The following is a 24,327-nucleotide window of genomic DNA, read 5'->3' on the forward strand; positions in this document are numbered from 1 at the left end:
CCTGCAGTTCGGAATGGTTGATCATCGTTTGCATGTATTCCCGCAAAGAAGGATGCGATTCGGGTTCAAATGTATTATCGAGAATCTGCAATTGTTGTATGCGGCTTACCCTGAAATCGCGGTAGCCGTTGCGCAGCTTGCACCAGCCGATCAGGTGCCAGGCCTGGCCATAATGGCACAGGCCGATAGGTTCCAGGTTTCGTTCTGTCACGGCATCTTCGCCGGATTGGTAACGGATACGGATTTCTTTTTTATCGCCCAGCGCTTTTTGCAGTTCAGTAAGGTAGCGGCCAGCTGAATCATCGGCCGGCAAACGCGACAAAACCGCAATGTTATCATTCAGCTGGTCCATATGCTCCTTGTCGGAAGTACGGAGCACTGCCTTTATTTTGTATAAAGCTGCGTTGAAATGTTTCTTTATCGATTCATCAGTAAGATGCTCTGTGAGTTTGGAGCCCAGCAGCAGGGCAGAGGCTTCTTCCTGGGTGAACATTACGGGCGGCAGGCGGTAGCCTTCCATAATGGTATAACCGCTTCCTGCTTCACCGATCACCGGCACGCCGCTTTCCTCCAATGCTTTAACATCGCGGTACACGGTACGCAGGCTGATGTTAAAACGATCGGCTACCTCCTGCGCAGTAACTCTTTTTTTACTTTGCAGGTGGGTGAGAATGGCATGAAGTCGGTCAATTCTGTTCAAAAGAAGCTGGTTATTGATTGAATATTTATTGAATGTCTGGTCGGCAAACGGCAAACGGCAAACGGCAAACGGCAAACGGCAAACGGCAAACGGCAAACGGCAAACGGCAAACGGCAAACGGCAAACGGCAAAAAGTTTCGGGCGGTGCAAGGTCGCGTATTAATTTAAACAATCGCGAGCATTTCACCATTGACCATTCACCATTCACGCTTTCTCCACCCAGGCGTTATTTTCCTTCAACAAATTAATCAATTCTTCCACAGCAATGGCGCTATCGACGTTGCGTTTTACAATTTCTTTCCCTTTATATAAAGTGATCTTGCCAACACCACTGCCTACATAGCCAAAATCGGCATCGGCCATTTCGCCGGGACCATTTACAATACAACCCATGATGGCGATCTTAACGCCTTTCAGGTGATGGGTCATCGAACGGATCTTCGCAGTGGTTTCCTGCAGGTCGAACAGGGTACGTCCGCAGGAAGGGCAGGAGATATATTCGGTTTTGGAAATACGGGTGCGCGTGGCCTGTAAAATAGAAAAGGCCGTGTTGTTGATGAACTGGTGATTGCTCTTTGTTTCCAGGTAGGTGCGGCCACTCACTTTCTGGTTCCGGATCTTTTCCGGTTCATTCATCAGCCAAATGCCATCGCCCATCCCATCGAGCAGCAAAGCGCCGCTATCGGTTGAAAAATGGATCAGCTGTTCATCGATAGTCGTATCATTGCTTTCTACCGACAAAATAATGGGGCAGGTAATGCCCTGGTTCATCAGTTCAATAATGTAACGCCGTACCGATGGCATGGCGTGTGGGTTTGATGAATACAAACACAGCACTAAGGTGTAATCTTTGCGAATTTTCTGTAACAGTTCCTGTGAAGCAGGTTCGTTTACATCAACTGCTACAAAATTCAGCGAGCCTGAATGATCGGTGCCTTTCAGGTATTCGGTTGATTGAAATAACGGATAATATTTCTCCTTGTCGGGTGCATTTAACCAGGTAGCATGATCGCAAATTACTTTCAATGTACCGGGTAGTGCAAAATCGAGCAGCTTTTTACCAGTGTACAGGTAATCTGCTGCTGCGTCGGCAATGGTGAATTTATCCGTTTCGGTGTTATAGGTATAGCCAATGGCCTGTAAGTCTTCATGACGAATAGCAGCGGCTTTCATAAAATCGGCCACCACTACGGGTACGTGTTTACCGCCGATATTCGATACGGTATCAGTATGCCTTCTAGTATATTCAAAAGGCGAGTAAGGAACTTTAGTAATAGCTGGAATACCACCCGCCTTCGCTGATGCTTCGGCAGGCGAAGGAATTGCTTCCTGTCGGTTAGTGTAACGTTTAACCAGGTCGCGGCAAACGGGAATTTCAAACTCAGGGTCTTCTGTCAATGAAACGCGGATGGTATCACCCAGTCCGTCTTCGAGCAGGGTGCCAATACCAATGGCTGATTTTATTCTTCCATCTTCCCCATCACCGGCTTCTGTTACCCCCAGGTGTAAAGGATAGCATTCACCAAATTCATCCATCATTACGTTTACCAGCAACCGGTAGGCCTGTACCATTACCTGTGGATTGCTCGATTTCATACTCAGGATAATATTGTGATAGCTTTCATTACGGGCGATGCGCAGGAACTCCATCGCACTTTCCACCATGCCCATGGGCGTATCGCCATAACGGCTCATAATGCGATCACTGAGGGAACCGTGATTGGTACCAATGCGCATGGCGGTACCATATTCTTTACAGATTGTCACCAGGGGTGTAAAGCGTTCGCGAATGCGATCGATCTCCTCGGCGTATTCCGCATCGGTATAATCTATTTGTTCAAATTTCTTTTTATCAACGTAGTTGCCCGGGTTCACCCGTACTTTTTCAATAATGCGGGCAGCTATTTCAGCGGCGTTGGGCGTGAAATGAATGTCGGCGATCAGCGGGGTTTTATACCCTCTTTTGTGCAGCTCGTTCTTTATATTCAGCAGGTTCTCCGCTTCTTTTTTGCTGGGTGCTGTAATACGCACCATTTCTGCGCCGGCTTCGATACAGCGGATACTTTGCTCAACAGTAGCCATGGTATCCATGGTATCGGTGGTGGTCATGGTTTGAACACGGATAGGGTTGAAGTTGCCCAGCAGCAAATCCCCAATTCGTACTTCACGGGTTGCCAGGCGTTTATATTCGGTCAATGAGTCGCAGTAAAGCTGCATTTTGATATTTTCTGATTTAAGATTTGTGATTGCCAGTTGGGTAAACGGGCAAAATGCCAGCAAAATTACGACAAAGTAGGAAGGATGAAAAGTTAACTAGTTGATGGATTGATGAGTTAACAGCTTGATAAAATTAACTGGTTAACGGGTTAAATCGTCAACCGGGCACTGAATGCGCCCTACCAGTCCTTTTCAGGTTGAGTTACCGAGCGGGCGCGGTTTTGCTGCATCTTTCGCTGAACATCCTGTTCTTTTTGTTCGAGCGACTTCAGGTATTGCTCTATCTTTCTTTTATCGAGTTTATTGTTTTCGGGCTTTTGCTTTTGCTGTTTCTGCTGCTGTTGTTTTTGCTGCTGCTGCTTTGATTGGTTTTGTTTCTTCTGCTCCGTTAAGGCCTTTTGCAGGTTAAAGCGGGCGTCCTCATCAGTGGCATCGAGCTTTAAAGCATCCTTGTAGGCATCGATGCTTTCCTGCAGCTTTTGTTGTTTTGTTAAGGTAACGCCCTTGTTGTAATAGCCTTTTTCCTTGTATTTATTTTCGGTAGTATTCGCAATCAGGTCATCGTACGATTTTTCTGCATCGGGCATATTACCGGTGCGAAAACGGGCATTGGCGAGGTTATAGCGGGCGGTTAAATTTTTAGGGTTCTGCTCGATAGCTTTTTGATAAGCAGGCATTGCTTTTTCAAACTGCCGGTCGTGATACAATTTATTTCCTTCCCGAATGGCAGCATTCTCATCCTGCGCTTTTATCAATACCGGTAAAAGCAGGAGCAATGGCATCAGCGATATGTAGAATAAATTTTTCAAGCTGCTTTTAATTTCCGTTCTGGTAAAAAGAATTCTATCAACAGGAATGCAAGGGCAATGGCCAGGAACCATTGAAAATAACTTTTATAATCTCTGAATGCATTATCATCCAGGATATTTGATTCAATAGTGCCTAACTGTTTGGTAATGGCGTTTACTGCTGCATCCACATCATCGAGTTTCACATACACTCCTTTGGTAGCGCCGGCCAGTTGCTGCAGTTCGGCTTCGTTCAATTTTGAAACTACCGTATTACCGGTTTCATCTTTTTTGTATTCATTGGTGGCTGGGTCCATAATAGGCGCGCCTTCTGCCGAACCAATCCCAATGGAGTTGATCATTACACCATCCTGAGCCAGTTGTTGTGCCAGGGGAACGGCCTGAGGGTCGTGGTCTTCACCATCGGTGATGAGTACTATTGATTTAAATTTTCTTTCCTTGCTATTGAAAGCCGAGTTACTGGCGCGTAAAGCTTCTGAGATCACCGTACCCTGGGTTGGTACTACATCAGGACCAGCCTGTTGAATATACATGTGGGCAGCGCCATGATCGGTGGTCAATGGCATTTGCAAATAAGCCCTTCCGGCAAACAGTACCAGCCCAACGCGGTCGTTGGGTAACTGATCCATTAGTTTATAAACCAGCTGGCGGGCCCTTTCCAGTCGATTGGGTTTTATATCTTCAGCCAGCATACTTTTACTCACATCCAGCGCAATCACAACATCTACGCCTTTGCGTTGTACATCTTCCATGGCCCCTGGTTTTTGCAGGTTGGCAGCTGCTGCAATAACGGCTGCCAGCGCCACGGCGAAGAACAGGAATTTCAGTAAAAAATTAATGGGCGAATAATTGGCAATGAGCGACTGTACCAGCGTATGGTCCCCGATTTTTTTGATGGTATTTTTTTTCCAGTATAATAACTGAAAATACAATGCTACCAGCAAGGGGATGGTGGCCAGGGCTATGAGGTATTCGATATGTTGGAAACGGAACAACTTAATGTGAAAATTAGCAAATTAGAAAATGTAAAAATGATGAATGCAACAATTAAACCAAATTGGTATTAATTACAAATTAAGTACTTACGCGCTAATTTTTTAGTTAAAATACATCGTATAAGTAACAAACTCAAACTATTGGCTAAAAAAAGCCCACCATTGCTTTATGCGCTGACGAGCTTTAACTAAATTATTTATTGTGTAGTGGCGCTACTTTTTTCCTTCGAAAAAGCCGTATTCTTTTAAGATCTGCTTCAGCAGGTTTATCCTGATAGATTTGAAATCTACATTAGGGTCGGGTGATTCAACCTGCAAGGCAAAAAAGTATGGGTGTTTGTTTTCTTCTATCCAGCCAACGATCCAGCCGATCTGGGTGCCTTTGTCGGTAGTATTCCAACCGGTTTTATAACTCAGTTTATAGTTGGAATTGTTTTCCCACAACATCATGCTGCGCACAATGCGTTGCGATCTTTTTTGAAAGGGCAGCTGGTCGAAGTATAATTTCTTTACCAGTCCTAACTCTTCATCGGCGGTTACTTTGGCCGAGTTATCGAGCCAGAAGGTATCGAGGTTGTTTTTTAATTTGAAAGTATCGTAGCGGCGTGCATAGCCCAGGGTATCTAACCAGTGTTGCATTTTGGGTTGGCCAATGCGACGGGCCAGTTCCTGGTACCATGGTGGGCACGAAATGCGGAAGGCATCCCACATGGTCATATCGCGGTTGCATTCGGTGCGTGGGCGGTTAACGCTGTCCCATTTGAAAACGGTGTTGGTATCTGCTACAATCCCTTCTTCCAAACCAATAAGTGAGTTAACGATCTTGAAGGTAGAAGCGGGGGTATATACGCTGTCGCTAAAGCGGGGCAGGTTGTAAATAGTAAAATGTCCCTGTCCATTATCGAAAAGGCCAAAGCAGCCGGTAACTTTATTTTGGTCGAAATATTTTTTCAGGCTGTTATCTACAGTAACATTATTAGGTGAGCAGGCAGTTAATACAATAGCTATAAACAGGCCTCCCGTGATCCATTTAAACATATCGAAAATTTGGGCAAAAGTAAGGCAAACGGGCAAGTTCGTTATTTTATTTCGGCAAGCCATACTTATTGATCAATGCTAATAAAACCCCATTCGTCCAGCCGAAACCATCCTGGGAGGGATATTCGCCGCCGCCGGCTTCGAGGTTCAGGTCAACCACATTGTATTTTTCCATCATCTTACCGGTTCTTTTAAACACATCTACGTTCAATTTGATCCAGCGTTCGGCAATGTCACGGGCCAGTTCCCGTTGGCCGCAACGATCGAGGCCCCAGATGGTCATCCATTCCAGCGGCGCCCAACCATTGGGGGCATCCCATTGCTGACCGGTAGTAAATGGCGAAGCCGTTATGCCACCGGGTTGTAATAGTTTTGATTTCACCTGTTCGGCAGCCTGGCGGGCCAGCAGGCTCATATAATCAAGATTTTTGGTGTACACGCAGAAGGGATACATGCCGGCAGGCGTAACCACACCGGATATTTTACGCGTTCTGAAATTATAATCGGTATAATATTTCAGGGTTTTGTTCCAGCAATATTTATCAATGGCCACCCTTCTTCTTTCTGCCTTGCGGGCATAGTCGGCAGATGCCTGGGCATCATGCGCCATGAATTTACATTTGGCCAGCACAACTTCCAGCTCATATAATAAACTGTTCAGGTCAACGGGCACCATATCGGTAACCATAATAGTAGTAAGGTTCTTCTTGTCTTTGAACCAGCGGCTGCTGAAGTCGATACCGCTTTCGGCGCCGGCGCGCAGGTGGGTATACATTTCTTTTTTATCACGGCCCGATCTTTCAGCGATTTCCACATCTTCTTTATAACCCTCCTGGCGGGGAAAGGGATAATCGTCCCAATAGCGGTTCAGCACCAATGTATCATTTAATTTAACTACCCTTCTGTTAGCCTGCCCGGTTTTTAATTTGGCGGCGCCATCCATCCAGAATTCGTATTCCTTTTCCAGCGCAGGCATAAACGTTAGGTAAGTGCTGTCGTTTTTGAGATTGGCCAGCAGGTCAACCATTAAAGCGAAAAAGGGTGGTTGGGAGCGGCTGAGGTAATAGGTCCTGTTGCCATTGGGAATATGGCCATAGATCTCTATCATCCAGGCAAAGTTCTTCACCATGTTTTCAATCATTTCGCCTTCGCCACTGGCCATAAGACCCAGCATGGTAAAATAACTGTCCCAGTAATACACTTCCCTGAAGCGGCCACCGGGAACAATGTATGGATTGGGCAAGGGCAGTAAGGAACTGCCTACAACAACCGTATCTGGTTCACGGCGCAGCACCCCCCAAAGGTTTTTGATGTGCATGACCACATCTTTTTCCCGGGTAATGTAATTGAGTTGCGGCGTGCGCGGCATTTCAAAATTGTTCTCCACAAACTGTTTCAGATCGAACTTGGGCGTACCTTTTTGCTGGTTGTAGTCAGCAACAATATTTTTCGGATTTTTCTTAGGCACACAGTCAACAAAGGTTTTCCCATCGGGAAATACTTTACCCATTTGCACATCGCGGAATAAATCGCCATAAATTTTATCGGGAGTGGCCGGCGGTTGTGCAATCGTACTTACAAACTGCCAGCTGATCAGCAGGCACAGAAACAGTTTTTTCATCCTGGGAGCGTTTTATTACCAATTCCTATATCAAATGTAGGAAATAAAAAACCGTTCCGAGGAATCGGAACGGTGACGTTTGACTTCTATTTATGCTTCTCAAAAAAGATTATCTGTTATTGTTTCAGCTCTTTTGGCTTGTTTTACTTAATTACCTGCACCATCAGCTTTGCCACGATCCACTGCATAATTGCCTACTTTTTTACCTGTTTCCAGTCCCACTTCACAATCGGCCCGGAAGTGGATGCCCGCCAGCATTCTCGACAGGGAGGCTTCGCGTGCCATATCATCGTATGCAGTTGCCCGATCTGGTATTATATAAGAAAGAATAGTAGCGGCAGCCCCACTGAAGGTGGAATGACCAGAGACATATGCCGGGAAATTGGGAACGCCGGTTAAGGTCTTTATTTTGGGGTTCATTTGACAGGGTCTTGGGTTGAAATAAAAATACTTGGTATCCCAGCAAACAATGGCGGCATCCATCAACGACATATTCAGTAAAGCCATGTTGCGCGCCCAACGCACTTCACTGTAATTCTTTTTAATGAAATCTTCGGCAGCTATGGCATCCCAGTGACCAGATGGCGTAGAAGTTCCGGCGCCATCGGCCCAGAAGTGAACAATGCGATAGTGATCGCGCGTATCATTTTTTGTCAAACTCAATATTTCATCGGTTTCATCCTGCATTTTTTTACTGGCAGTAAGTGGAGGTGGTCCGGGCCGTAAGGAAATAGCCGTGAGTGAATCGAACAGGAATGCTTTTACCTTACCAAATAATGGTAGCATTGGTGGGCGCTTTGGTAGTTCCAGACTATACCAGGGCGTTTCACCACGGGCAATACAATCGGTTTCCAGTTTGGCCCAATCGGCAGGCGTGCCAATTGCGGCACCCGCACGATCGCCCCGGGCGCGGGTCACAAATTTCTGCGCCACAGCTTTGCCTAATGCCTCACCAGCTTCCATATCGCTGCGCACATTGGCGCCCGAAATAATGCGGGCCCGTTTGTGTTCTTCGGCCTTTTGCTGAATGTACTCCTGGTCGCCGGGGAATAATAACTTCATCATTTCAACGGCAGCGCCTGCTACTACGGCATCTTCAGATGGATAAGAAGGCAGGTCTGATTGTGGTACCAGCACCTTAATGCCTGCATCCACTTTATAAGGCGCCGGGCGGTTGTATAATTTTTTATAATAGTAAGCGGCTACCAGCGCATCGTATTGGGCAGCGCTCACATAAGCATAGGCTCTTGCTGCATAAGGTGGATTGGCAAAAGGAAATTGCGGATACGCCAATGGGTTATTGGCATTAGGCGCCGGGTAGATGCCATCATCGTTCTGATAAGGCGGCAGGTTGTGTTTAGCCACCAGTCCCCGCAAGATCTCATTCCAACGAAGTACAGCGCCGGCGCTCCAGTATTTTACAAGATCCTTTTCACCATCGGTCAAAGATGCCTGCCAGCTTTTGATCTCGCTCAGCTGGGCAGTGTATTCCGGCGTATTGGTGGCTACAGGCGCTGAGATCGAAAACTCATTAGGAGAAGCGAGCAGAATGGGTTTCCAGCTACCCGCATCGATATCCGTTTTATCTGGTTGCAATGCCGGCAGATCATCAGTACGGCCCTTCTCTGTTTTTGAACAGGCCAAAGGAACGGTAACGGCAGCGATAATCAACAGCGGCAGTATACAGGATAATAACTTTTTCATGGTTGTGCTTTTGGAGTGGTTGAAACAGGTGCCTGCTTTTTTGCGAAATTGATTATAAAGAACAGGCCGGCGTTGATGCTGGTTGACTGGCCTACATTACGTCCTGCAATAACATGATTCCCGTTTACCACCAGTTGAAGCCGTTTCAGGTTCTTTAAATGATATTTTACATTGGCGCCCAACCGCGTTGCATTCATTTTATTACTCGGGAAAGGCATGTTGTTACGGGTTATATCAAAACCACCCAGGGTGGTCCAGTTGTCGAGAAAAGCCTCCGCAATGATATCGTTATGCCGGTAACCAGCCCGAAAGTTGAACGACAGGGCATCGGGCATTGCTACCTTGTTCGTGTAATGCATTTCGGTAGTATAGTAAGCATCGCGGTCGATTTTAATATTGTCACGGAAGACGTAGGTGCCAGACAGCGTGGCAAACAATTTTCCTGCCTGGTAATCGACCATCCCTCTCAATGAAAGCGTTTTACTGCGTAACCCTAATGACAGGGGCAGGTAATCGGCTACATAATTGCTAAGCGGGGCCGATACACCTGCCAGGCCATACACACTTAAATCGCCATTGCCGATCTTGGTTTCAAGCGGCATATATTTTACCCATAGCGAGGCATCCTGAAAACCCTTCATGCCATGCAAGGTGCCTGCAGAGGCTTTGGTTCTTACATAAGGAACTGAAAACAAAACGTTGACTTTATCGGTTACTCCGTAAGCGCCCATCACACTATACATTTGGGAAGAAACGGTCCCTAAATTCAGGTTCTCTCTTTTAAGTGTTCCCTCCCAGTAATGCTTCCAGCTGCTATATCCATACATGGGTCCCACACAGAGATTTTTTTTGGCCATCATAATACCATCTATATCTGTTTGGGCAAATGCGGAGTGTATGCTTGCCGCCAACCAAAAAAGCAAACTGCAATAGCGCAGGCAGGTCTTCCTGGATTGTTTCATAAACAGTTTGTATAAGGTTAAAATTTAAAAGAAGCGCCAATGTTTACCAGGTAATCGGCAAAGGCGGCATCGCCCTGGCTGTACACCCCTGTGTCGGCAGTTTTTAATTTGTCGGCAACGCTTTGGGTACGGTTGCGTTTAACCGCAAACGGCACATAAGCATATACGGTTGCTTTTTTGAATTGATAGTTTACACCCGGTTCAATGGAAATGATATAACCCGGACGGCGGAAACCCATGCTGCCACCGATCACATCTTTGGAAGGCTGGCACTCATCGCGGACCCCGATAGAGAAGGTGAATTTATTAAAGGTGGTGCTGGTGCCGGCGCGGATCATCATTTGATCGGGCACGCTCATTACGCTGGTACCATATTTAATGGCATCTGAAGAAGGGATTCCGCCACGGGTGGTTGAAACGCCATTTTGTTCCCGGGGATTGAACAGGTAATAAAAGTTACCATACACCCCAAAATTTTCGTTGAAATTGTAAAAGGCATTTATCTCGGTAGTGAACCCGGTTCCACCATCACCTAACTGTATGGATTGATCGACAGGTCCTAATACTTTGGTTGAATCGTTCTTTATAAAGAAATCCTGGTAGCGGTAATCGCCGGTTGGCAGTTTGAGTCCCAGCCCCACCTGGATGTTCCCTTTTGGCATGGTTGTTTGGTCAATGAGCCAGCGATATACGGCAATGCGAATATCACCCACGCCGAAGGAATGAGTGGAATGCCGGGCGTTTTTGGCGCCATTGCCTCCATGCTCGTACAAAGAAGAACGGGCGTTGGAAATAACCGGCACATCGAGCCCGATAGACCAGCCATTTTTTAAATTCCGGAAAAGCGCCAGGTCAAGTGTATAGGAATGATTGATTACCTGAGTTCCCTGTTCTATCCGTTGTTTTTGTTCTTCGGTTCCCACAAAGTGCCTGAACGATTTAAAATAGCGATTGCTTACCGACAGCATCCATTTGGTAGAATCGTGCCCCATTGCCTGGTCGCGGGTACAAAAACCACCGGTGCTGCGAATGGCTACGCAACCTTGTGATTGGGCCTGATGGGTTAGCAATAAATATACGATCGATAATAGAGTAAGCTTTTTCATTTACAGTTAATTTGGTTGTGTTGGTTACATTATTTACTGGCCAGCTGTTCTTTTCTCATACTCAGTTTTGTGAGTACATAATTGCCTACTTTCTCACCCTGGTCCCGCGCTACGATAATAGAAGGGCGATAGTGAATACCGCCATAAAAGCGGCTTATGCCTGCTTCATCTGCAGCCTGTCGGGGTGATTGAAAGTTTCGGTCAGGGAAACCCCAGGGACGCTCGGTACTGTCGCGGAAAGGCGTTTGTGCGCCGTAGATATGTTCCAGCACAGTTGAAGCGGCAGTTGATATAATGGAGTGACCGCTGGTATATTCAGGAAATGGCGGGGTTTGCAGAAAGGGTTTCCAGTTGGCGTCTATGTATTTGTTGATCACTGTTTCAGGTCGTACCAGGTTAAACGTATATTTCGCATCCCAACAGGCAATGAAGGCATCCATTATGGCAAAGGACGCTGTTGTATACGTATACACCGTTTTATCAAAATCAGCCTTCTTATTTTCGCAAATAATACCAATAATACCCATCCAGTGACCACCGGGCGTCATGGCCTTGGTGGCATACATTGTATGGCCAACCACATTTAATTTAAACCCATTACAATCCCAGAAACTGGAGATGGCTTTTTGTTCTTCGGTGAGCAGAACACCGGTATCCTGTACCTGTTTGGCCAGTTTGTAAAATGCGCAGGTGGAGTCTTTACCAAAGACACAGGGAGCAGGTGGCGCAAACTGGTTGCAGCTGTCCATGGCAATGGTGCGTATGGTGCGCCACTGGGGTTCTACTGCCTGAAAATATCCGGGCGGCGTAGGGATCCATTTGCCTTCGTCATTTGGCACGGTGTATTTGGCGGCAGAGCGGGTTTGTGCATAGTTGTCTTTCTTGCTCCAGCCCAGTACCGCTTTGGCGACGTTTACGCCATATTCTTCAGAATTCTTTTTCATGTCTGCCGGCATGCCATGTGTTTCTGCCAGCATTTTTAAACTGTCGACTATTTTATCGGTCTGGTCTTTTGAAAAGGTGAGGGTTTTACCTACTTCCATAAAGGCCATAAGGGCGGCATAGGGATAATCGACTATTTTACCGGAGTCGGGCGGAAGCACATAATCGAATCCTTTTAACTGGCCTTTCAACGATGTATAGCTGCTATCTCCATGCACCATGGCTTCGTAGGCCGCCAGGTGGGCATAGGCATAAATACGACTCGCTACCGGCGGGGTAAAGATGTCGTAGGTAATAACATCTGTAAGCTGACCGGTCATTTTACTGTACAGAACGGGGTCGTGCAATACCTGTTGGTAATCTGCAGCACGTTGTTTGCAGGAGGCAACTCCTGCCAATAGAATGGCAAACAATAAATAACGCATGATATAGCTTCAATTAGTAATAAATCAGACTTGTAGCTGGCTATAGCTTTCCCAATAAAACCGCCTGCGCTAAAGCTTCGGCGGTCGACGAAAGGCGATGATAATACGATCAGCACTCGGGAGGTTGTGCAGGTGTTGTAAGCAAAGGAAAAGAAGGAATGACTTTGGTATAGCCCGTATATTGATGCAGCTGAACTGCCAGGGCTTCAACCTGCCAGTTGTTTTGTTGGTCCTGGTATTCAGTCACCGGGTTCTTGATAGAACTGCCAGGGGTGGAATTTTTACTTTGAGAATTATGTTGCAGGTCATTCACCAGTTTAAAAAACTCGTCGCGGGCGTTTTGTAAGCGCGTTCGGCTCTCGTTGGGTAAACATAACAACACCAGTTCGCCGTTCTCTACTTTACGTTTTACATATTTATAGTGAATGCCGTTGAATTCTATTTCGCCATCGTAGCGTTCAAAACCGGAGGAAATGCTTTGGTAAGGCATGTTAAGGGGAACGCGGATTTCTATAAGGCTGGCTTCATTGTATTGTTGCTGATCGAGTTGGGCCTCCAATTGAGTATCTGCCCGGTGTTGCTGATAATCGGACAATAACCGATATCCAAACCAGTTAAACAGTAAAATGAGAAGCAGCAATATGGCAGCAGCCCGTTTCATCAAAGGTGCAATAGCTTTGAATTACTACAAAATAAGACAATTTGGGGTACGAAAACGCTGTTAGCCAAAATAATTTAGCCATGTATTGGTTTCGAAGGGTTTCAAACGCCCATAATTACTAGTGACTTAAAATGATGGGTTTGTAACCCCGGAATCTCCATATTGAGGAAAAAAAGTTGGGTGAACCATGTGTCAAAGGGTATCCTTTACTGGCTGGCAGGGTAGACAAAAAAATAGGAAATACGAGATAACAGGCTCTTCGTACTTCCTACTTCATATTTCAGGATCTTATATGTTTCTTAGTTGTTCAATTTAGTGAAGCCTCCATCGATGGGGTAATCACAACCGGTAATAAAGGATGCTTCGTTTGAGCAAAGGTATAAAGCCAGGTAACCGATCTCTTCGGGTTTGCCCATCCGGCCAATAGGCTGGGTCTTTGACAGTTTCTCAAACATCTCTGCTTCTTTACCGGGATAGTTCTTTGACAGGAATCCATCTACAAACGGTGTATGTACACGTGCCGGTGAAATACAGTTGCAACGGATATTGTTTTTAAGATAATCCTTGGCAACAGATAACGTCATGCCCACTACCGCTCCTTTGGTCATGGAATAGGCAAAACGGTCGGGTATACCCACCAGTGAGGCAATGGAAGCCATGTTAAGAATGGACCCGCCATTTTGTTTCATGTGCGGAATAACAGTATGTAAACAGTTGTATACGCCTTTTACATTCACATTCACCAACCGGTCGAAGTCGGCTTCGGGCGTACTATCGGCGGTGCCAATGTGGGCAATACCGGCATTGTTGATGAGGATATCAATAGAACCATTGGCTGCAATGCCATCAACAATTTGTTTTACATCAGCTTGTTTTGATACATCGCATTTGTAAAACTGTCCTTTGCCACCAGCTTCTGTAATTTCTTTTACCACGTTGGTAGCGCCCTGTTCATCCATATCTAAAATATGAACGCTGGCTCCCTGTTGGGCAAATACAGTGGCAATGGCTTTTCCTATACCGCTTCCGCCACCGGTAATGATGGCTGTTTTATTATCGAGTCGAAACATGGGTGCGAAATTAATTGATAAGTTGATTGGTTGAAAAGTTAACCCGTTAACTTTTCTATTTTTAAGCTGTTTTTATCTTATGGCCTTTCCAGCCGAAAAATAAGATCACAATAAAACAGATCAGCGGAATGATGTATCCGTTCTGAATATTGTGAGTGATATCGGCAATACGGCCCATAGCCAATGGAATTAATGCCCCCCCTACAATTGACATAATGATCAGGCTGGAACCTATTTTTGTATCGACGCCTAATCCTTTTATACCCAATGCGAAAATGGTGGGGAACATGATCGACATAAAAAATCCAACCCCGATCAATGCATACACCGTAATCATGCCAGTGCTTACAATGGCTATCGCAGATAATACAATATTGATTACCGAGTAGATAACCAGTAATTTATTAGGGCTGATATATCTCATAAAAAAGGTCCCTGCAAAACGACCGATCATGAATGCCAGACCGTACCCTAATCCCAGGTAAATGGAGGCCGTTTGTTTGTCGATATTAGCAGCTTTCACGGCAATACTGATAAAGAAGCTGGTAACACAAACCTGTGCGCCTACATAAAAGAATTGCGCTACTATTGCCCACACCAGGTGCTTGTGCTGGAATGCATTGGCGAAACTGGATTTCTTACCCTCTTCTTCTTTAATTTCAGGCAGCTTTGTAAATGCAAAGATGATTGCTACAATAAGAATTATGCTACCCAGAATTAAATAAGGCCCTTTTACCGCGGATGCGCTGGCAGCCAGGTAGGCATCAAGGGCCTGTGGCGTCATGGCTGCTTTTTGGGCTTCGGTTAATTCGTTTCCTGACAAAATGAATTTACCACCAACCAGCGGCGCCAATACAGTAGCGAGACCGTTAAATGATTGAGACAGGTTCAACCGTTGGGTGGCTGTTTCCTTTGGCCCTAATAAGGAAGCATATGGATTGGCCGCGGTTTCTAAAAAAGTAAGACCGCTGGCTATAACAAACAGAGCTCCCAGGAATAAAAAATATTGCCTGGTATCGGCAGCCGGGATGAATAATAAGGAACCAATACCAAAAAGTAATAAACCTAAAATGATCCCTGACTTATAGCCGTACTTCCTCATGATGAATCCTGCTGGCAGCGCCATAACGAAATAAGCGATGAATACGGAGAAGTCGACCAGCGATGCCTGCAGATAGTTTAACGTAAACGCTTCCCGCAAGTGTGGGATCAATATAGGGTCGAGATTATGTACAAAGCCCCAAAAGAAAAACAAGCTGGTCACTAAGATGAAAGGAAAAAGATATCCTTTAAGTTGTCCTTGTTTCAGGGAGGCACTGGATGATGTTGGTAGGGCCATGCAATCGGGAATTTTAGTTTGGATGTATAGATTGAGCCCCCAAACTTTCATTCAGGGGCTTTATAATATATTAGGTCAATGAACGGTCGAGGTGCGTGTAACCACCATCAACATAAATGATCTGTCCGGTAGTGTGGCTTGAACGATCACTTACCAGGAATACCGTCATATCGGCAATCTCTTCTGAAGTAGTGAAGCGTTTTTCCAATGGTATTTTAGAAACGATCTGCGCCAGTTTCTCTTTCGGATTGGGCAGGGTTTGGATCCATTTATCGTACAGGGGTGTCCATACTTCGGCAGGGATAACGGTATTTACCCGGATAGAATAAGGCAGCAATTCAACCGCCCACTCACGGGTCAATGCATTGATGCCGCCTTTGGATGCTGCATAACCTGAAGTATTACCCTGGCCGGTGTCTGCTACTTTTGACCCGATATTGGTGATGGTGCCTTTTGATTCTTTCAGATAAGGCAATGCATAATGCGCCAGGTTATAAATATGGCTGAGGTTAATTTGCAGCGATCTCATGAACTTTTCAGGAGAACCGCTTTCGAGTCCGCAACCATCGTTCATTCCGGCATTATTGATAAGGCCATCGATGCGGCCGTATTCTTTCACTGTAAAATCTATAACCGATTTACAGGCAGCAGGGTCGGCCAGTTCAGCTTCAATGCTGGTAGCTTTTCCTTTTGCTTTTATAATTTCATCAACTTTAGCCTGGTTATCAGTCTTGTTTCTTCCTGCAATTACTACAATAGCACCTTCAGCCGCAATTGAACTGCTAATAGCAGCACCAATCCCTTTGGCACCTCCGGTAACAATAAATACTTTGTTGGTGAGATGTAAATCCATGTTAGTTATAAATTATAAAATTGAATGGCATTGCTGCCAAATACTTTTTCTCTTTCTTCAGCCGGAAACCTTTCCATATATTTCTCCAGCAAACTTTTCCATTGTACATAAATGCCGCTGAGTAACATAACAGGCCAGTCGCTGCCAAATAGCAATCTGTTAGTACCGAATGCTTCAAACACCACATCGAGGTAGGGGAAGAAATCGGCCGCGCTCCATTCTTTCCAATTGGTTTCAGTAAACAAACCAGACAGTTTGCAGCACACGTTCGGGAATTGGGCTATCTCCTGAATGCCTGTCCGCCAGTCATCGATCTGCTTATGACGGATGTCGGGTTTGGCGCAATGATCTATCACAAATGGCTGATCGGGAAAAGCCCGTACAAAATCAATAGCTGGTTGTAACTGATTATGGAAGATGAGAATATCGTACGTATAGTTGAATGCTTTTAACGCTGCCACGCCACGACGGAAATTTGGCCGGGCCAGAAAATCGAGTGGTTCGCCCTGCACTACGTGGCGGTATCCTTTAATGATGGGATACTGCGAAAAGTATTGCAGGCGCTCTGCGATGTTATCGGCCTGTAAGTCGATCCAGCCTACAACGCCTTTGATGATAGAATGGGTTTTGGCCAGTTCAACCAGGAAATGTGTTTCCGTTTCAGACTGGGTTGCCTGTACGGCCACCACGCCATCCACATTATTTCTTCTTGAAACCAGCGCCAGGTGTTCCGGTAGATAATCCTGTTGAAGGGTCTTCATGGAATTATCAATCCAGTCGTAGGTTTTTTTATCGTATTTCCAGAAGTGAACGTGTGAATCGATGACGGAGGCCTCCCCCCGGCCCCCTCCGGTGGAGGGGGAGTTGGCATCATCAAAATGATATTTTATCACTCTCATTTTCTGAATTCATTTGATGTTAGCAATGTATTATCTGAGCAAATAATTGGAGTGTTTCAGACTCCTCCCCCACCGGGGGAGGCCGGGAGGGGGCTCAGGCTGAATATCTTTTCCATCAGGATCCACTTCTCACCAGGCTTTGCCCAGGGAAGCGCTTGTTGGAATTTCCACATCAGGGCTTCCCATTCCTGAACCCTGGGATTGGCGGCATCGGCCTTTGCTTTATCAGCAAAAGAGAACTGGTCATTGGCCTCGATGATCATAAACAGCCGGTTACCCGTGCGATAAATATCCAGCACGTCGATGCCTGCCGATTGAATGCTTTGCACTATCTCGGGCCATATTTCATTATGATGGCGCTCGTAGTCGGCAATCAATGCCGGATCGTCTACCAGGTCCAGGGCAAGACAATATCGTTTCATGTATAACTATTTATAAGCTACCGCAACCTGTTTGCTGGTGCCCAGTCCATCGATACCCAACTCAATAATATCACCAGGTTTTACATAAAACGGTTCGGGTTTTTGACCTAAACCTACACCAGCAGGTGTACCGGTGCTGATGATATCACCAGGGAGCAGGGTCATAAACTGGCTCAGGTAAGAGATCAGGAACGGTATTTTGAAAATTAGGTTGCTGGTATTGCCATCCTGCATCATTTTACCATTTAAAGAAAGCCACAAGCGTACGTTATGGATGTCTTTTATTTCATCGGGCGTAGCCATAAAGGGGCCTAATGGTGCAAACGTATCGCAGCTTTTACCTTTTACCCACTGACCATTGCGCTCCAACTGAAAAGCACGTTCGCTATAATCATTGTGCAGCATGTAACCGGCGATGTAATCATTGGCGTCTTTCTCTTCAACATAGGTAGCTTTTTTACCTATCACTACGGCCAGCTCCACTTCCCAATCGGTTTTGGTACTGTTCTTCGGGATCACCAGTTGATCGAAGGGACCAACCATTGCGGTGGTAGATTTAAAAAACACGATCGGCTCTGCCGGGATGGCCGCATTGGTTTCCCTGGCATGGTCTACGTAGTTTAATCCAATGCACACAATCTTTGAAGGACGGGCCAGGGGAGCGCCCAAACGCTCACTGGCATCAACTACCGGGCAGGCAGACTGATTTGTTTTTAACCACTCAGCCAAACGGGCAAGACCATTATTGGTTAGAAATTGCTCGTTATAATCTTCACCAAAAGCGCTGGTGTCAATTCTTTTTCCATCGGGTAATTCAACCCCAGGCTTCTCCTGCCCTGATTTTCCAAAACGTATAAGCTTCATGTTACCAGTATAATTTTTTGTTGGTCGAAACTATTTCATTTTCACTGCAAACCAAACGAAAATTTCCGGTATCGTTCCCGGAAGTTTTGCTTTTTCTTATCTGTTTTATGCAAGAAAACTGTCACTGGTTAGCATTACGATATAATGCTAACGATCATTAGCTTTTTTGAACTAACTTTAGGCCGATTTTGTAATGCATGCTATTATGAGTTATACACCTGTCAACAAAGTTAGAATAGTTACTGCTGCTTCCCTTTTTGATGGTCATGACGCTGCGATTAACATAATGCGGCGCATTTTACAGTCAAAAGGCGCTGAGATCATACACCTGGGTCATAACCGGTCTGTAGCGGAGATCGTTGAATGCGCCATAGAAGAAGATGCCCAGGGCATTGCCATTACCAGCTACCAGGGTGGCCATGTGGAATTCTTTAAATACATGAAAGACCTGCTGGAAGAGAATGGCTGTGGCCATATAAAGATCTTCGGCGGCGGCGGCGGCACCATTCTGCCCCAGGAAATTACCGAGCTGCATAATTATGGGATCACCAGGATATACAGTCCCGATGATGGGAGAAGATTGGGGCTGGAAGGGATGATTGAGGAGGTGATAAAAGAATGCAGCCCCCTCCCGGCCGACCTCCCCCCGGCCCCCTCCGGTGGAGGGGGGGACTCACAACAGACCGACTATTGGCTGGCGCCCCGAAAATGGAATGGGAAATTACCATTAGGAGAAAGAAAAGATATTAGAAAGATAGCGCGGGCAATTACCCTGGCAGAAAATAAAATGGAGCGCGAGAGCTTATATGATGGCTCCTCTGTAACGGTTAATCAGTTTATGGTAGATCCTTTTATTTTTAATAAGCTTAAAGAATTTGCTTTAGAACATAGAAAGAATGCCACCGTGGCTGAAGAAATTCTTTGGGATAAACTTAGAAGCAAAAAAGAAGGATATAAATTTAGAAGACAGCATATAATAGGAAACTTCATTGCTGATTTTGCTTGTTTAAAGAAAGGATTAGTTATTGAAGTAGACGGAAATTACCATCAGCTGCCAGAAATGAAGATCAGTGATGAAGAAAGAACAAAAGAACTGAATAAATTAGGTTTCCAGGTCATTCGGTTTAACAACGAAGAAATTACTTATGAGCTTGAAAAAGTTCTGAATAAAATTCATATCGCTCTCTCTGGGTTGCCAGATAAAGAGATAAATGAAAATAGTAGCGAGGTACCTAACTCCCCCTCCACCGGAGGGGGCTGGGGGGAGGCTGGCCGCGGGGAGGTCGTCCTCGGCATCACCGGTACCGGCGGGGCCGGTAAATCATCAGTGACCGATGAAATTGTTCGGCGGTACCTGAATGCTTTTGGCGAAAAAACAATTGCGGTTATTTCTGTTGACCCCTCAAAAAAGAAAACTGGTGGCGCCCTGCTGGGTGATCGCATCCGGATGAACAGCATCCATTCTCCCCGGGCTTATATGCGTTCGCTCGCTACCCGCGACAGCGACGTGGCACTGAGCGAACACGTACAGGAAGCCATCGATGTGTGTAAAGAAGCGGCCTTTGATCTCATTATTTTAGAATCGGCCGGGGTGGGACAAAGCGACGTGAGCATTCTGGATTACTGCGATGTAAGCATGTATGTAATGACGCCTGAATATGGCGCAGCTTCCCAACTGGAGAAGATCAACATGCTCGATTATGCCGATGTGATCGCCATCAATAAATTCGATAAAAGCGGCGCCCTCGATGCGCTGCACGATGTACGCAAACAGTTCAAACGCAACCATGGCTTATGGTCGGCCAGGGATGAGGAACTTCCCGTTATTGGCACCATTGCCGCCCAGTTTAACGATACCGGCATCAATGAGCTGTTTGAAAAACTGGTGGTTACCATCAAAACAAAAACCGGTGTTGAGTTCGGGGCTATAGAAGCCTCCTCTATTGGGGGAGGTTTGGAGGGGGCCACTACCACCACCAAAACTCAGATCATTCCTCCTAAACGAGTTCGTTATCTTTCAGAAATTGCTGATACCAACCGGGGCTACGATGTGTGGGTAAAAGAACAGGCTGCGTTGGCAACACAGCTGTATCAGCTAAATGGAACGTTGAATGCGGTTAACACATTATCAGCTGCGGTAAAGGATGAACTGACCGCTATCAAAAATAAACTGGAAGCGCAATTACATCCCGAATGTAAAAAGCTGGTGGAGCAATGGCCTGCACTGGTCACCAAATATAAAGCTGACTTTTTTGAATACCAGGTGCGCGATAAAGTGATCAAACTACGAATGACCACTGAATCGCTCAGCGGTACCCGCATACCGAAAGTGGTTTTACCCAAGTACAACGACTGGGGCGATATTTTAAAATGGCAGTTGCAGGAAAACATTCCGGGTGAATATCCTTTTACCGCTGGCGTGTTCCCGCTGAAACGCGAAGGGGAAGACCCCACCCGCATGTTTGCAGGCGAAGGTGGTCCCGAGCGTACGAATAAGCGCTTTCACTATGTGTCGTTCGATCAGCCTGCGCGGCGTTTGTCCACTGCCTTCGACAGCGTAACTCTGTATGGCGAAGACCCTGCTCATCGCCCGGATATTTATGGTAAGGTTGGGAACAGCGGCGTGAGCATTGCCACGGTGGATGATGCCAAAAAATTATACAGTGGTTTTGACCTTTGCGATCCCAAAACCTCAGTGAGCATGACCATTAACGGTCCGGCCCCGATCATACTCGCGTTCTTTATGAATGCGGCCATCGATCAGCTGTGTGAAAAATGGATTGGCGAAAACGGTCAATGGCCAATGGTGAATGATCAATTAGACCAAAGATTCAAACAACTTCCAAAACCAGCCTACTACAACCCTTCAGCACCGGAGCGATTGCCCGAAGGCAATAATGGGTTGGGATTACAATTATTGGGGGTATCGGGTGATGATGTATTACCCAAAGAAGTGTATGCAAAAATAAAAGCAGAAGCGCTGGCCCAGGTACGTGGTACCGTGCAGGCAGATATCTTAAAAGAAGACCAGGCACAGAACACCTGCATTTTCAGCACCGAGTTTGCATTAAAGCTGATGGGCGATGTGCAGGAATATTTTATTCAACAAAAGGTGCGCAATTTTTACAGCGTAAGTATCAGCGGTTATCATATTGCAGAAGCAGGCGCCAATCCAATAACACAATTAGCCTTTACCCTGGCGAATGGTTTTACTTATGTAGAATACTACCTGAGCCGCGGCATGCATATCGATGAGTTTGCGCCCAACCTCTCGTTCTTCTTCAGCAATGGGATGGACCCTGAATACAGTGTGATCGGTCGCGTGGCGCGTCGCATCTGGGCCAAGGCTATGAAGTATAAATACAAAGGCAACGACCGCAGCCAAAAGCTGAAATACCATATTCAAACATCGGGTAGAAGTCTGCATGCGCAGGAGATCGATTTCAATGATGTAAGAACAACCCTGCAAGCCCTGTACGCCATTTACGACAATTGTAACAGCCTGCACACAAACGCGTATGATGAAGCCATTACAACACCCACCGAAGAAAGCGTGCGCCGCGCAATGGCTATTCAACTCATCATTAACAGGGAACTGGGCAGCGCCAAGACCGAGAACTTTATCCAGGGTTCCTTCCTCATTGAAGAAATGACCGACCTGGTTGAAGACGCTGTACTGGCAGAGTTCGATCGCATCACGGAACGTGGTGGTGTGCTGGGCGCCATGGAGCGCATGTACCAACGCAATAAGATCCAGGAAGAAAGTTTGTATTACGAAAGTTTGAAACACAACGGAGAATTACCCATCATTGGCGTGAATACTTTTTTGAATAAAAAGGGAAGCCCTACCATTTTGCCCGGCGAAGTAATTCGCAGTACTACCGAAGAAAAAGAACAACAGATCCAGAACCTGCAGGCCTTCTGGAAACGGAATGAACGCAGATCTGATGAGATGCTGAACCGCCTGAAGAAAGTAGCCATCAACAATGGAAACCTCTTTGAAGAGTTGATGGAAACCGTGAAGTATTGTTCGCTGGGTCAAATAACCCATGCGTTGTTTGAAGTGGGCGGGCAGTATCGCAGGAATATGTAAGTGTTGGGGTTCTTCTCTTATGTAGAATAATTTCCTCATTAAAATTGAATTAATAAGTGCCACATCAGCTTTTCATAAAAGCGGGTGTGGCATTTTTATTTCCCCAAGTATCAGGGAGCCAAACCGTTTATCAGTTGAAACGAAGAAGGAGTAAATGAATTGTTAAGCAGTTGATAAACCGTTTAACCAACCGCTGGAAATGTTTTCTAAACACTTCAAATAGGTGTACGAATCCTGAATTAAATATATTAGGTATGTGGAAATATTTTTTACTAATAGCCGGACTTTTACCGGGCCTCTTTACTCCTCTTTATGCGCAGGATACTACAACAGGGCCGTTGAAATGGGACCTGCAAACCTGTCTGGATTATGCAAAAAAGAATAACATCACCATCAACAACCTGCGTTGGGGTGCGCGTTCCAGTGAGCAGGACCTTTTACAGGCAAGAGCAGCTAAATTACCCAGCTTATCGGCAACCCTTACACAATCATTAGTAAATAGTAACAATGCCAACCCGGTGGTAGGTGGTTTTCAAACCCAGGCCACTGCATCGGGTAATTATGGGGTAAATTCCAACCTGGTCGTTTATAATGGCGGTTTCCTGAACAATGATATAAAGCAAAAGAACCTCCTGCTGGAAAGCGCCCAGTTAAACGTACAGGCGGCCGAGAATGATATTACGCTGCAGATCACCCAGGCTTACCTGAATATACTTTTACAAAAAGAAAACATTGCTTATCTGCAGGAGCTGGTGAGTTCATCAGAATCACAGTTAACGCTGGGCAAGCAACGGTTTGATGCCGGTAGCTTAGCGCGCAAGGATTATTTACAATTGGAAGCCACACTGGCCAATGATAAATACAATCTCACCACTGCCATCAATGCCCATCGCTCAGACCTGGTAACGTTGAAACAAATCTTACAGCTGCCTTCTTCAGTAAGCTTCGATGTGGTACAACCCGATACGCTGGTTACCAATCAGGCCGTAGCGTCGTTACCGGAAGCTGAAAATGCCGCAGTAAGTTCAAGACCTGAAGTAAAAGCGGGTGAACTGGGGGTGAGATCGGCAGAGGTAGGATTGGAAAAATCCCAGGCAGGCCGCTTACCGGTTGTAAGTGTAGGAGCAGGTTTATCGAGTGGGTATTCAGATAACAATAACCTCAAATACTTTAACCAGGTAAACAATAACTTCTACCAGCGATTGGGGGTAACCGTATCGATCCCCATTTTTGCCAACCGCGTTAATAAAAGCAATATAGAACGATCGAAAATACAGATAGAGCAGGCGAAGTTGTCATTACAGGGAACAAAAACAACGCTCGATCAGGCTGTTGAGCAGGCTTACATAAACGTATTGAATTCACAGGCCCAACTGGAGGCAGCAGAATTATCATGGAAAACCAACCAGGAAGGTTTTCACATTACCAATGAGCAGATGCGTCTGGGAGCCCTCAATACAATTGATCTGCTTACGCAAAAGAACCTGTATGTGCAGGCCTTGCAGGCATATGTACAGGCCAAGTACAATACCATTCTTAACAAGAAGATCTATGAATTCTATACAGGCGTGCCTGTAGCCCTATAATATCTATAATTATAAAAGGAT

The 24,327-nt window shown here is 45.9% G+C and carries 19 protein-coding genes; 2 read left to right on the forward strand and 17 right to left on the reverse strand.

Going from position 1 to position 24,327, the window contains the following annotated elements; genetic code table 11:
- The 17 genes from ACJ751_RS16880 to ACJ751_RS16960 all read right to left on the reverse strand — a co-directional run.
- On the reverse strand, positions 1 to 700 hold a 700-nt coding region (locus ACJ751_RS16880), incomplete at its 3' end, for a helix-turn-helix transcriptional regulator (RefSeq protein ID WP_407746694.1).
- 204 nt (positions 701 to 904) lie between these two features.
- Positions 905 to 2,917: a (E)-4-hydroxy-3-methylbut-2-enyl-diphosphate synthase gene (gene ispG, locus ACJ751_RS16885; RefSeq protein ID WP_407746695.1), complete on the reverse strand. Its 2,013-nt coding sequence runs from the start codon at positions 2,915 to 2,917 to the stop codon at positions 905 to 907.
- Positions 2,918 to 3,096: 179 nt separating this feature from the next.
- Positions 3,097 to 3,726: a tetratricopeptide repeat protein gene (locus tag ACJ751_RS16890; RefSeq protein WP_407746696.1), complete on the reverse strand. Its 630-nt coding sequence runs from the start codon at positions 3,724 to 3,726 to the stop codon at positions 3,097 to 3,099.
- On the reverse strand, positions 3,723 to 4,721 hold the full coding sequence (locus ACJ751_RS16895; protein ID WP_407746697.1) for a VWA domain-containing protein: 999 nt from the start codon (positions 4,719 to 4,721) through the stop codon (positions 3,723 to 3,725). The genes ACJ751_RS16890 and ACJ751_RS16895 overlap by 4 nt, the downstream gene beginning before the upstream one ends.
- Positions 4,722 to 4,934: 213 nt before the next feature.
- Positions 4,935 to 5,759, reverse strand: a complete 825-nt coding sequence (locus ACJ751_RS16900; RefSeq protein ID WP_407746698.1) for a penicillin-binding transpeptidase domain-containing protein — start codon at positions 5,757 to 5,759, stop codon at positions 4,935 to 4,937.
- A 46-nt stretch (positions 5,760 to 5,805) separates the two neighbouring features.
- Positions 5,806 to 7,380, reverse strand: coding sequence for an alpha,alpha-trehalase TreF (gene treF / locus ACJ751_RS16905; protein WP_407746699.1), 1,575 nt, complete (start codon positions 7,378 to 7,380; stop codon positions 5,806 to 5,808).
- A 147-nt stretch (positions 7,381 to 7,527) separates the two neighbouring features.
- Complete coding sequence (locus tag ACJ751_RS16910) at positions 7,528 to 9,084, reverse strand: phosphatase PAP2 family protein (protein ID WP_407746700.1); 1,557 nt, start codon at positions 9,082 to 9,084, stop codon at positions 7,528 to 7,530.
- On the reverse strand, positions 9,081 to 10,046 hold the full coding sequence (locus ACJ751_RS16915; protein WP_407746701.1) for a hypothetical protein: 966 nt from the start codon (positions 10,044 to 10,046) through the stop codon (positions 9,081 to 9,083). The genes ACJ751_RS16910 and ACJ751_RS16915 overlap by 4 nt, the downstream gene beginning before the upstream one ends.
- Before the next feature lie 17 nt (positions 10,047 to 10,063).
- Positions 10,064 to 11,152 (reverse strand): hypothetical protein, encoded by a 1,089-nt coding sequence (locus tag ACJ751_RS16920; protein WP_407746702.1) that lies wholly within the window; start codon positions 11,150 to 11,152, stop codon positions 10,064 to 10,066.
- A gap of 29 nt (positions 11,153 to 11,181) precedes the next feature.
- Positions 11,182 to 12,519 (reverse strand): vanadium-dependent haloperoxidase, encoded by a 1,338-nt coding sequence (locus ACJ751_RS16925; RefSeq protein ID WP_407746703.1) that lies wholly within the window; start codon positions 12,517 to 12,519, stop codon positions 11,182 to 11,184.
- Positions 12,520 to 12,628: 109 nt separating this feature from the next.
- Positions 12,629 to 13,180 (reverse strand): hypothetical protein, encoded by a 552-nt coding sequence (locus ACJ751_RS16930; protein ID WP_407746704.1) that lies wholly within the window; start codon positions 13,178 to 13,180, stop codon positions 12,629 to 12,631.
- A gap of 299 nt (positions 13,181 to 13,479) precedes the next feature.
- Positions 13,480 to 14,250, reverse strand: coding sequence for an SDR family NAD(P)-dependent oxidoreductase (locus tag ACJ751_RS16935; RefSeq protein WP_407746705.1), 771 nt, complete (start codon positions 14,248 to 14,250; stop codon positions 13,480 to 13,482).
- 61 nt (positions 14,251 to 14,311) lie between these two features.
- Positions 14,312 to 15,589, reverse strand: coding sequence for an L-fucose:H+ symporter permease (gene fucP / locus ACJ751_RS16940; RefSeq protein ID WP_407746706.1), 1,278 nt, complete (start codon positions 15,587 to 15,589; stop codon positions 14,312 to 14,314).
- Positions 15,590 to 15,659: 70 nt separating this feature from the next.
- Entirely contained in the window at positions 15,660 to 16,442 is a 783-nt protein-coding gene (locus ACJ751_RS16945) for an SDR family oxidoreductase (RefSeq protein WP_407746707.1), read from the reverse strand.
- A gap of 5 nt (positions 16,443 to 16,447) precedes the next feature.
- Positions 16,448 to 17,341: an amidohydrolase family protein gene (locus ACJ751_RS16950; RefSeq protein ID WP_407746708.1), complete on the reverse strand. Its 894-nt coding sequence runs from the start codon at positions 17,339 to 17,341 to the stop codon at positions 16,448 to 16,450.
- A 56-nt stretch (positions 17,342 to 17,397) separates the two neighbouring features.
- Positions 17,398 to 17,763: an L-rhamnose mutarotase gene (locus tag ACJ751_RS16955; protein WP_407746709.1), complete on the reverse strand. Its 366-nt coding sequence runs from the start codon at positions 17,761 to 17,763 to the stop codon at positions 17,398 to 17,400.
- Positions 17,764 to 17,769: 6 nt separating this feature from the next.
- Entirely contained in the window at positions 17,770 to 18,627 is an 858-nt protein-coding gene (locus tag ACJ751_RS16960) for a fumarylacetoacetate hydrolase family protein (protein WP_407746710.1), read from the reverse strand.
- A gap of 205 nt (positions 18,628 to 18,832) precedes the next feature.
- On the opposite strand from ACJ751_RS16960, the gene ACJ751_RS16965 reads away from it, so the two are divergent.
- Both ACJ751_RS16965 and ACJ751_RS16970 read left to right on the forward strand, forming a co-directional pair.
- Complete coding sequence (locus ACJ751_RS16965; RefSeq protein ID WP_407746711.1) at positions 18,833 to 22,720, forward strand: methylmalonyl-CoA mutase family protein; 3,888 nt, start codon at positions 18,833 to 18,835, stop codon at positions 22,718 to 22,720.
- 254 nt (positions 22,721 to 22,974) lie between these two features.
- Positions 22,975 to 24,306, forward strand: coding sequence for a TolC family protein (locus ACJ751_RS16970; protein ID WP_407746712.1), 1,332 nt, complete (start codon positions 22,975 to 22,977; stop codon positions 24,304 to 24,306).
- The last annotated feature ends 21 nt before the right edge of the window (positions 24,307 to 24,327 follow it).

This window comes from Niastella sp. (assembly GCF_045805085.1).
Taxonomy (GTDB): domain Bacteria; phylum Bacteroidota; class Bacteroidia; order Chitinophagales; family Chitinophagaceae; genus Niastella.

What these genes read in the sequence shown, in the direction of transcription:
- ispG (WP_407746695.1), bottom strand. Translation starts at nt 2,917, where the DNA reads ATGCAGCTTTACTGCGACTCATTGACCGAATATAAACGCCTGGCAACC.
- ACJ751_RS16900 (WP_407746698.1), bottom strand. Translation starts at nt 5,759, where the DNA reads ATGTTTAAATGGATCACGGGAGGCCTGTTTATAGCTATTGTATTAACT.
- treF (WP_407746699.1), bottom strand. Translation starts at nt 7,380, where the DNA reads ATGAAAAAACTGTTTCTGTGCCTGCTGATCAGCTGGCAGTTTGTAAGT.
- ACJ751_RS16910 (WP_407746700.1), bottom strand. Translation starts at nt 9,084, where the DNA reads ATGAAAAAGTTATTATCCTGTATACTGCCGCTGTTGATTATCGCTGCC.
- ACJ751_RS16915 (WP_407746701.1), bottom strand. Translation starts at nt 10,046, where the DNA reads ATGAAACAATCCAGGAAGACCTGCCTGCGCTATTGCAGTTTGCTTTTT.
- ACJ751_RS16920 (WP_407746702.1), bottom strand. Translation starts at nt 11,152, where the DNA reads ATGAAAAAGCTTACTCTATTATCGATCGTATATTTATTGCTAACCCAT.
- ACJ751_RS16925 (WP_407746703.1), bottom strand. Translation starts at nt 12,519, where the DNA reads ATGCGTTATTTATTGTTTGCCATTCTATTGGCAGGAGTTGCCTCCTGC.
- ACJ751_RS16930 (WP_407746704.1), bottom strand. Translation starts at nt 13,180, where the DNA reads ATGAAACGGGCTGCTGCCATATTGCTGCTTCTCATTTTACTGTTTAAC.
- ACJ751_RS16935 (WP_407746705.1), bottom strand. Translation starts at nt 14,250, where the DNA reads ATGTTTCGACTCGATAATAAAACAGCCATCATTACCGGTGGCGGAAGC.
- fucP (WP_407746706.1), bottom strand. Translation starts at nt 15,589, where the DNA reads ATGGCCCTACCAACATCATCCAGTGCCTCCCTGAAACAAGGACAACTT.
- ACJ751_RS16945 (WP_407746707.1), bottom strand. Translation starts at nt 16,442, where the DNA reads ATGGATTTACATCTCACCAACAAAGTATTTATTGTTACCGGAGGTGCC.
- ACJ751_RS16950 (WP_407746708.1), bottom strand. Translation starts at nt 17,341, where the DNA reads ATGAGAGTGATAAAATATCATTTTGATGATGCCAACTCCCCCTCCACC.
- ACJ751_RS16955 (WP_407746709.1), bottom strand. Translation starts at nt 17,763, where the DNA reads ATGAAACGATATTGTCTTGCCCTGGACCTGGTAGACGATCCGGCATTG.
- ACJ751_RS16960 (WP_407746710.1), bottom strand. Translation starts at nt 18,627, where the DNA reads ATGAAGCTTATACGTTTTGGAAAATCAGGGCAGGAGAAGCCTGGGGTT.
- ACJ751_RS16965 (WP_407746711.1), top strand. Translation starts at nt 18,833, where the DNA reads ATGAGTTATACACCTGTCAACAAAGTTAGAATAGTTACTGCTGCTTCC.
- ACJ751_RS16970 (WP_407746712.1), top strand. Translation starts at nt 22,975, where the DNA reads ATGTGGAAATATTTTTTACTAATAGCCGGACTTTTACCGGGCCTCTTT.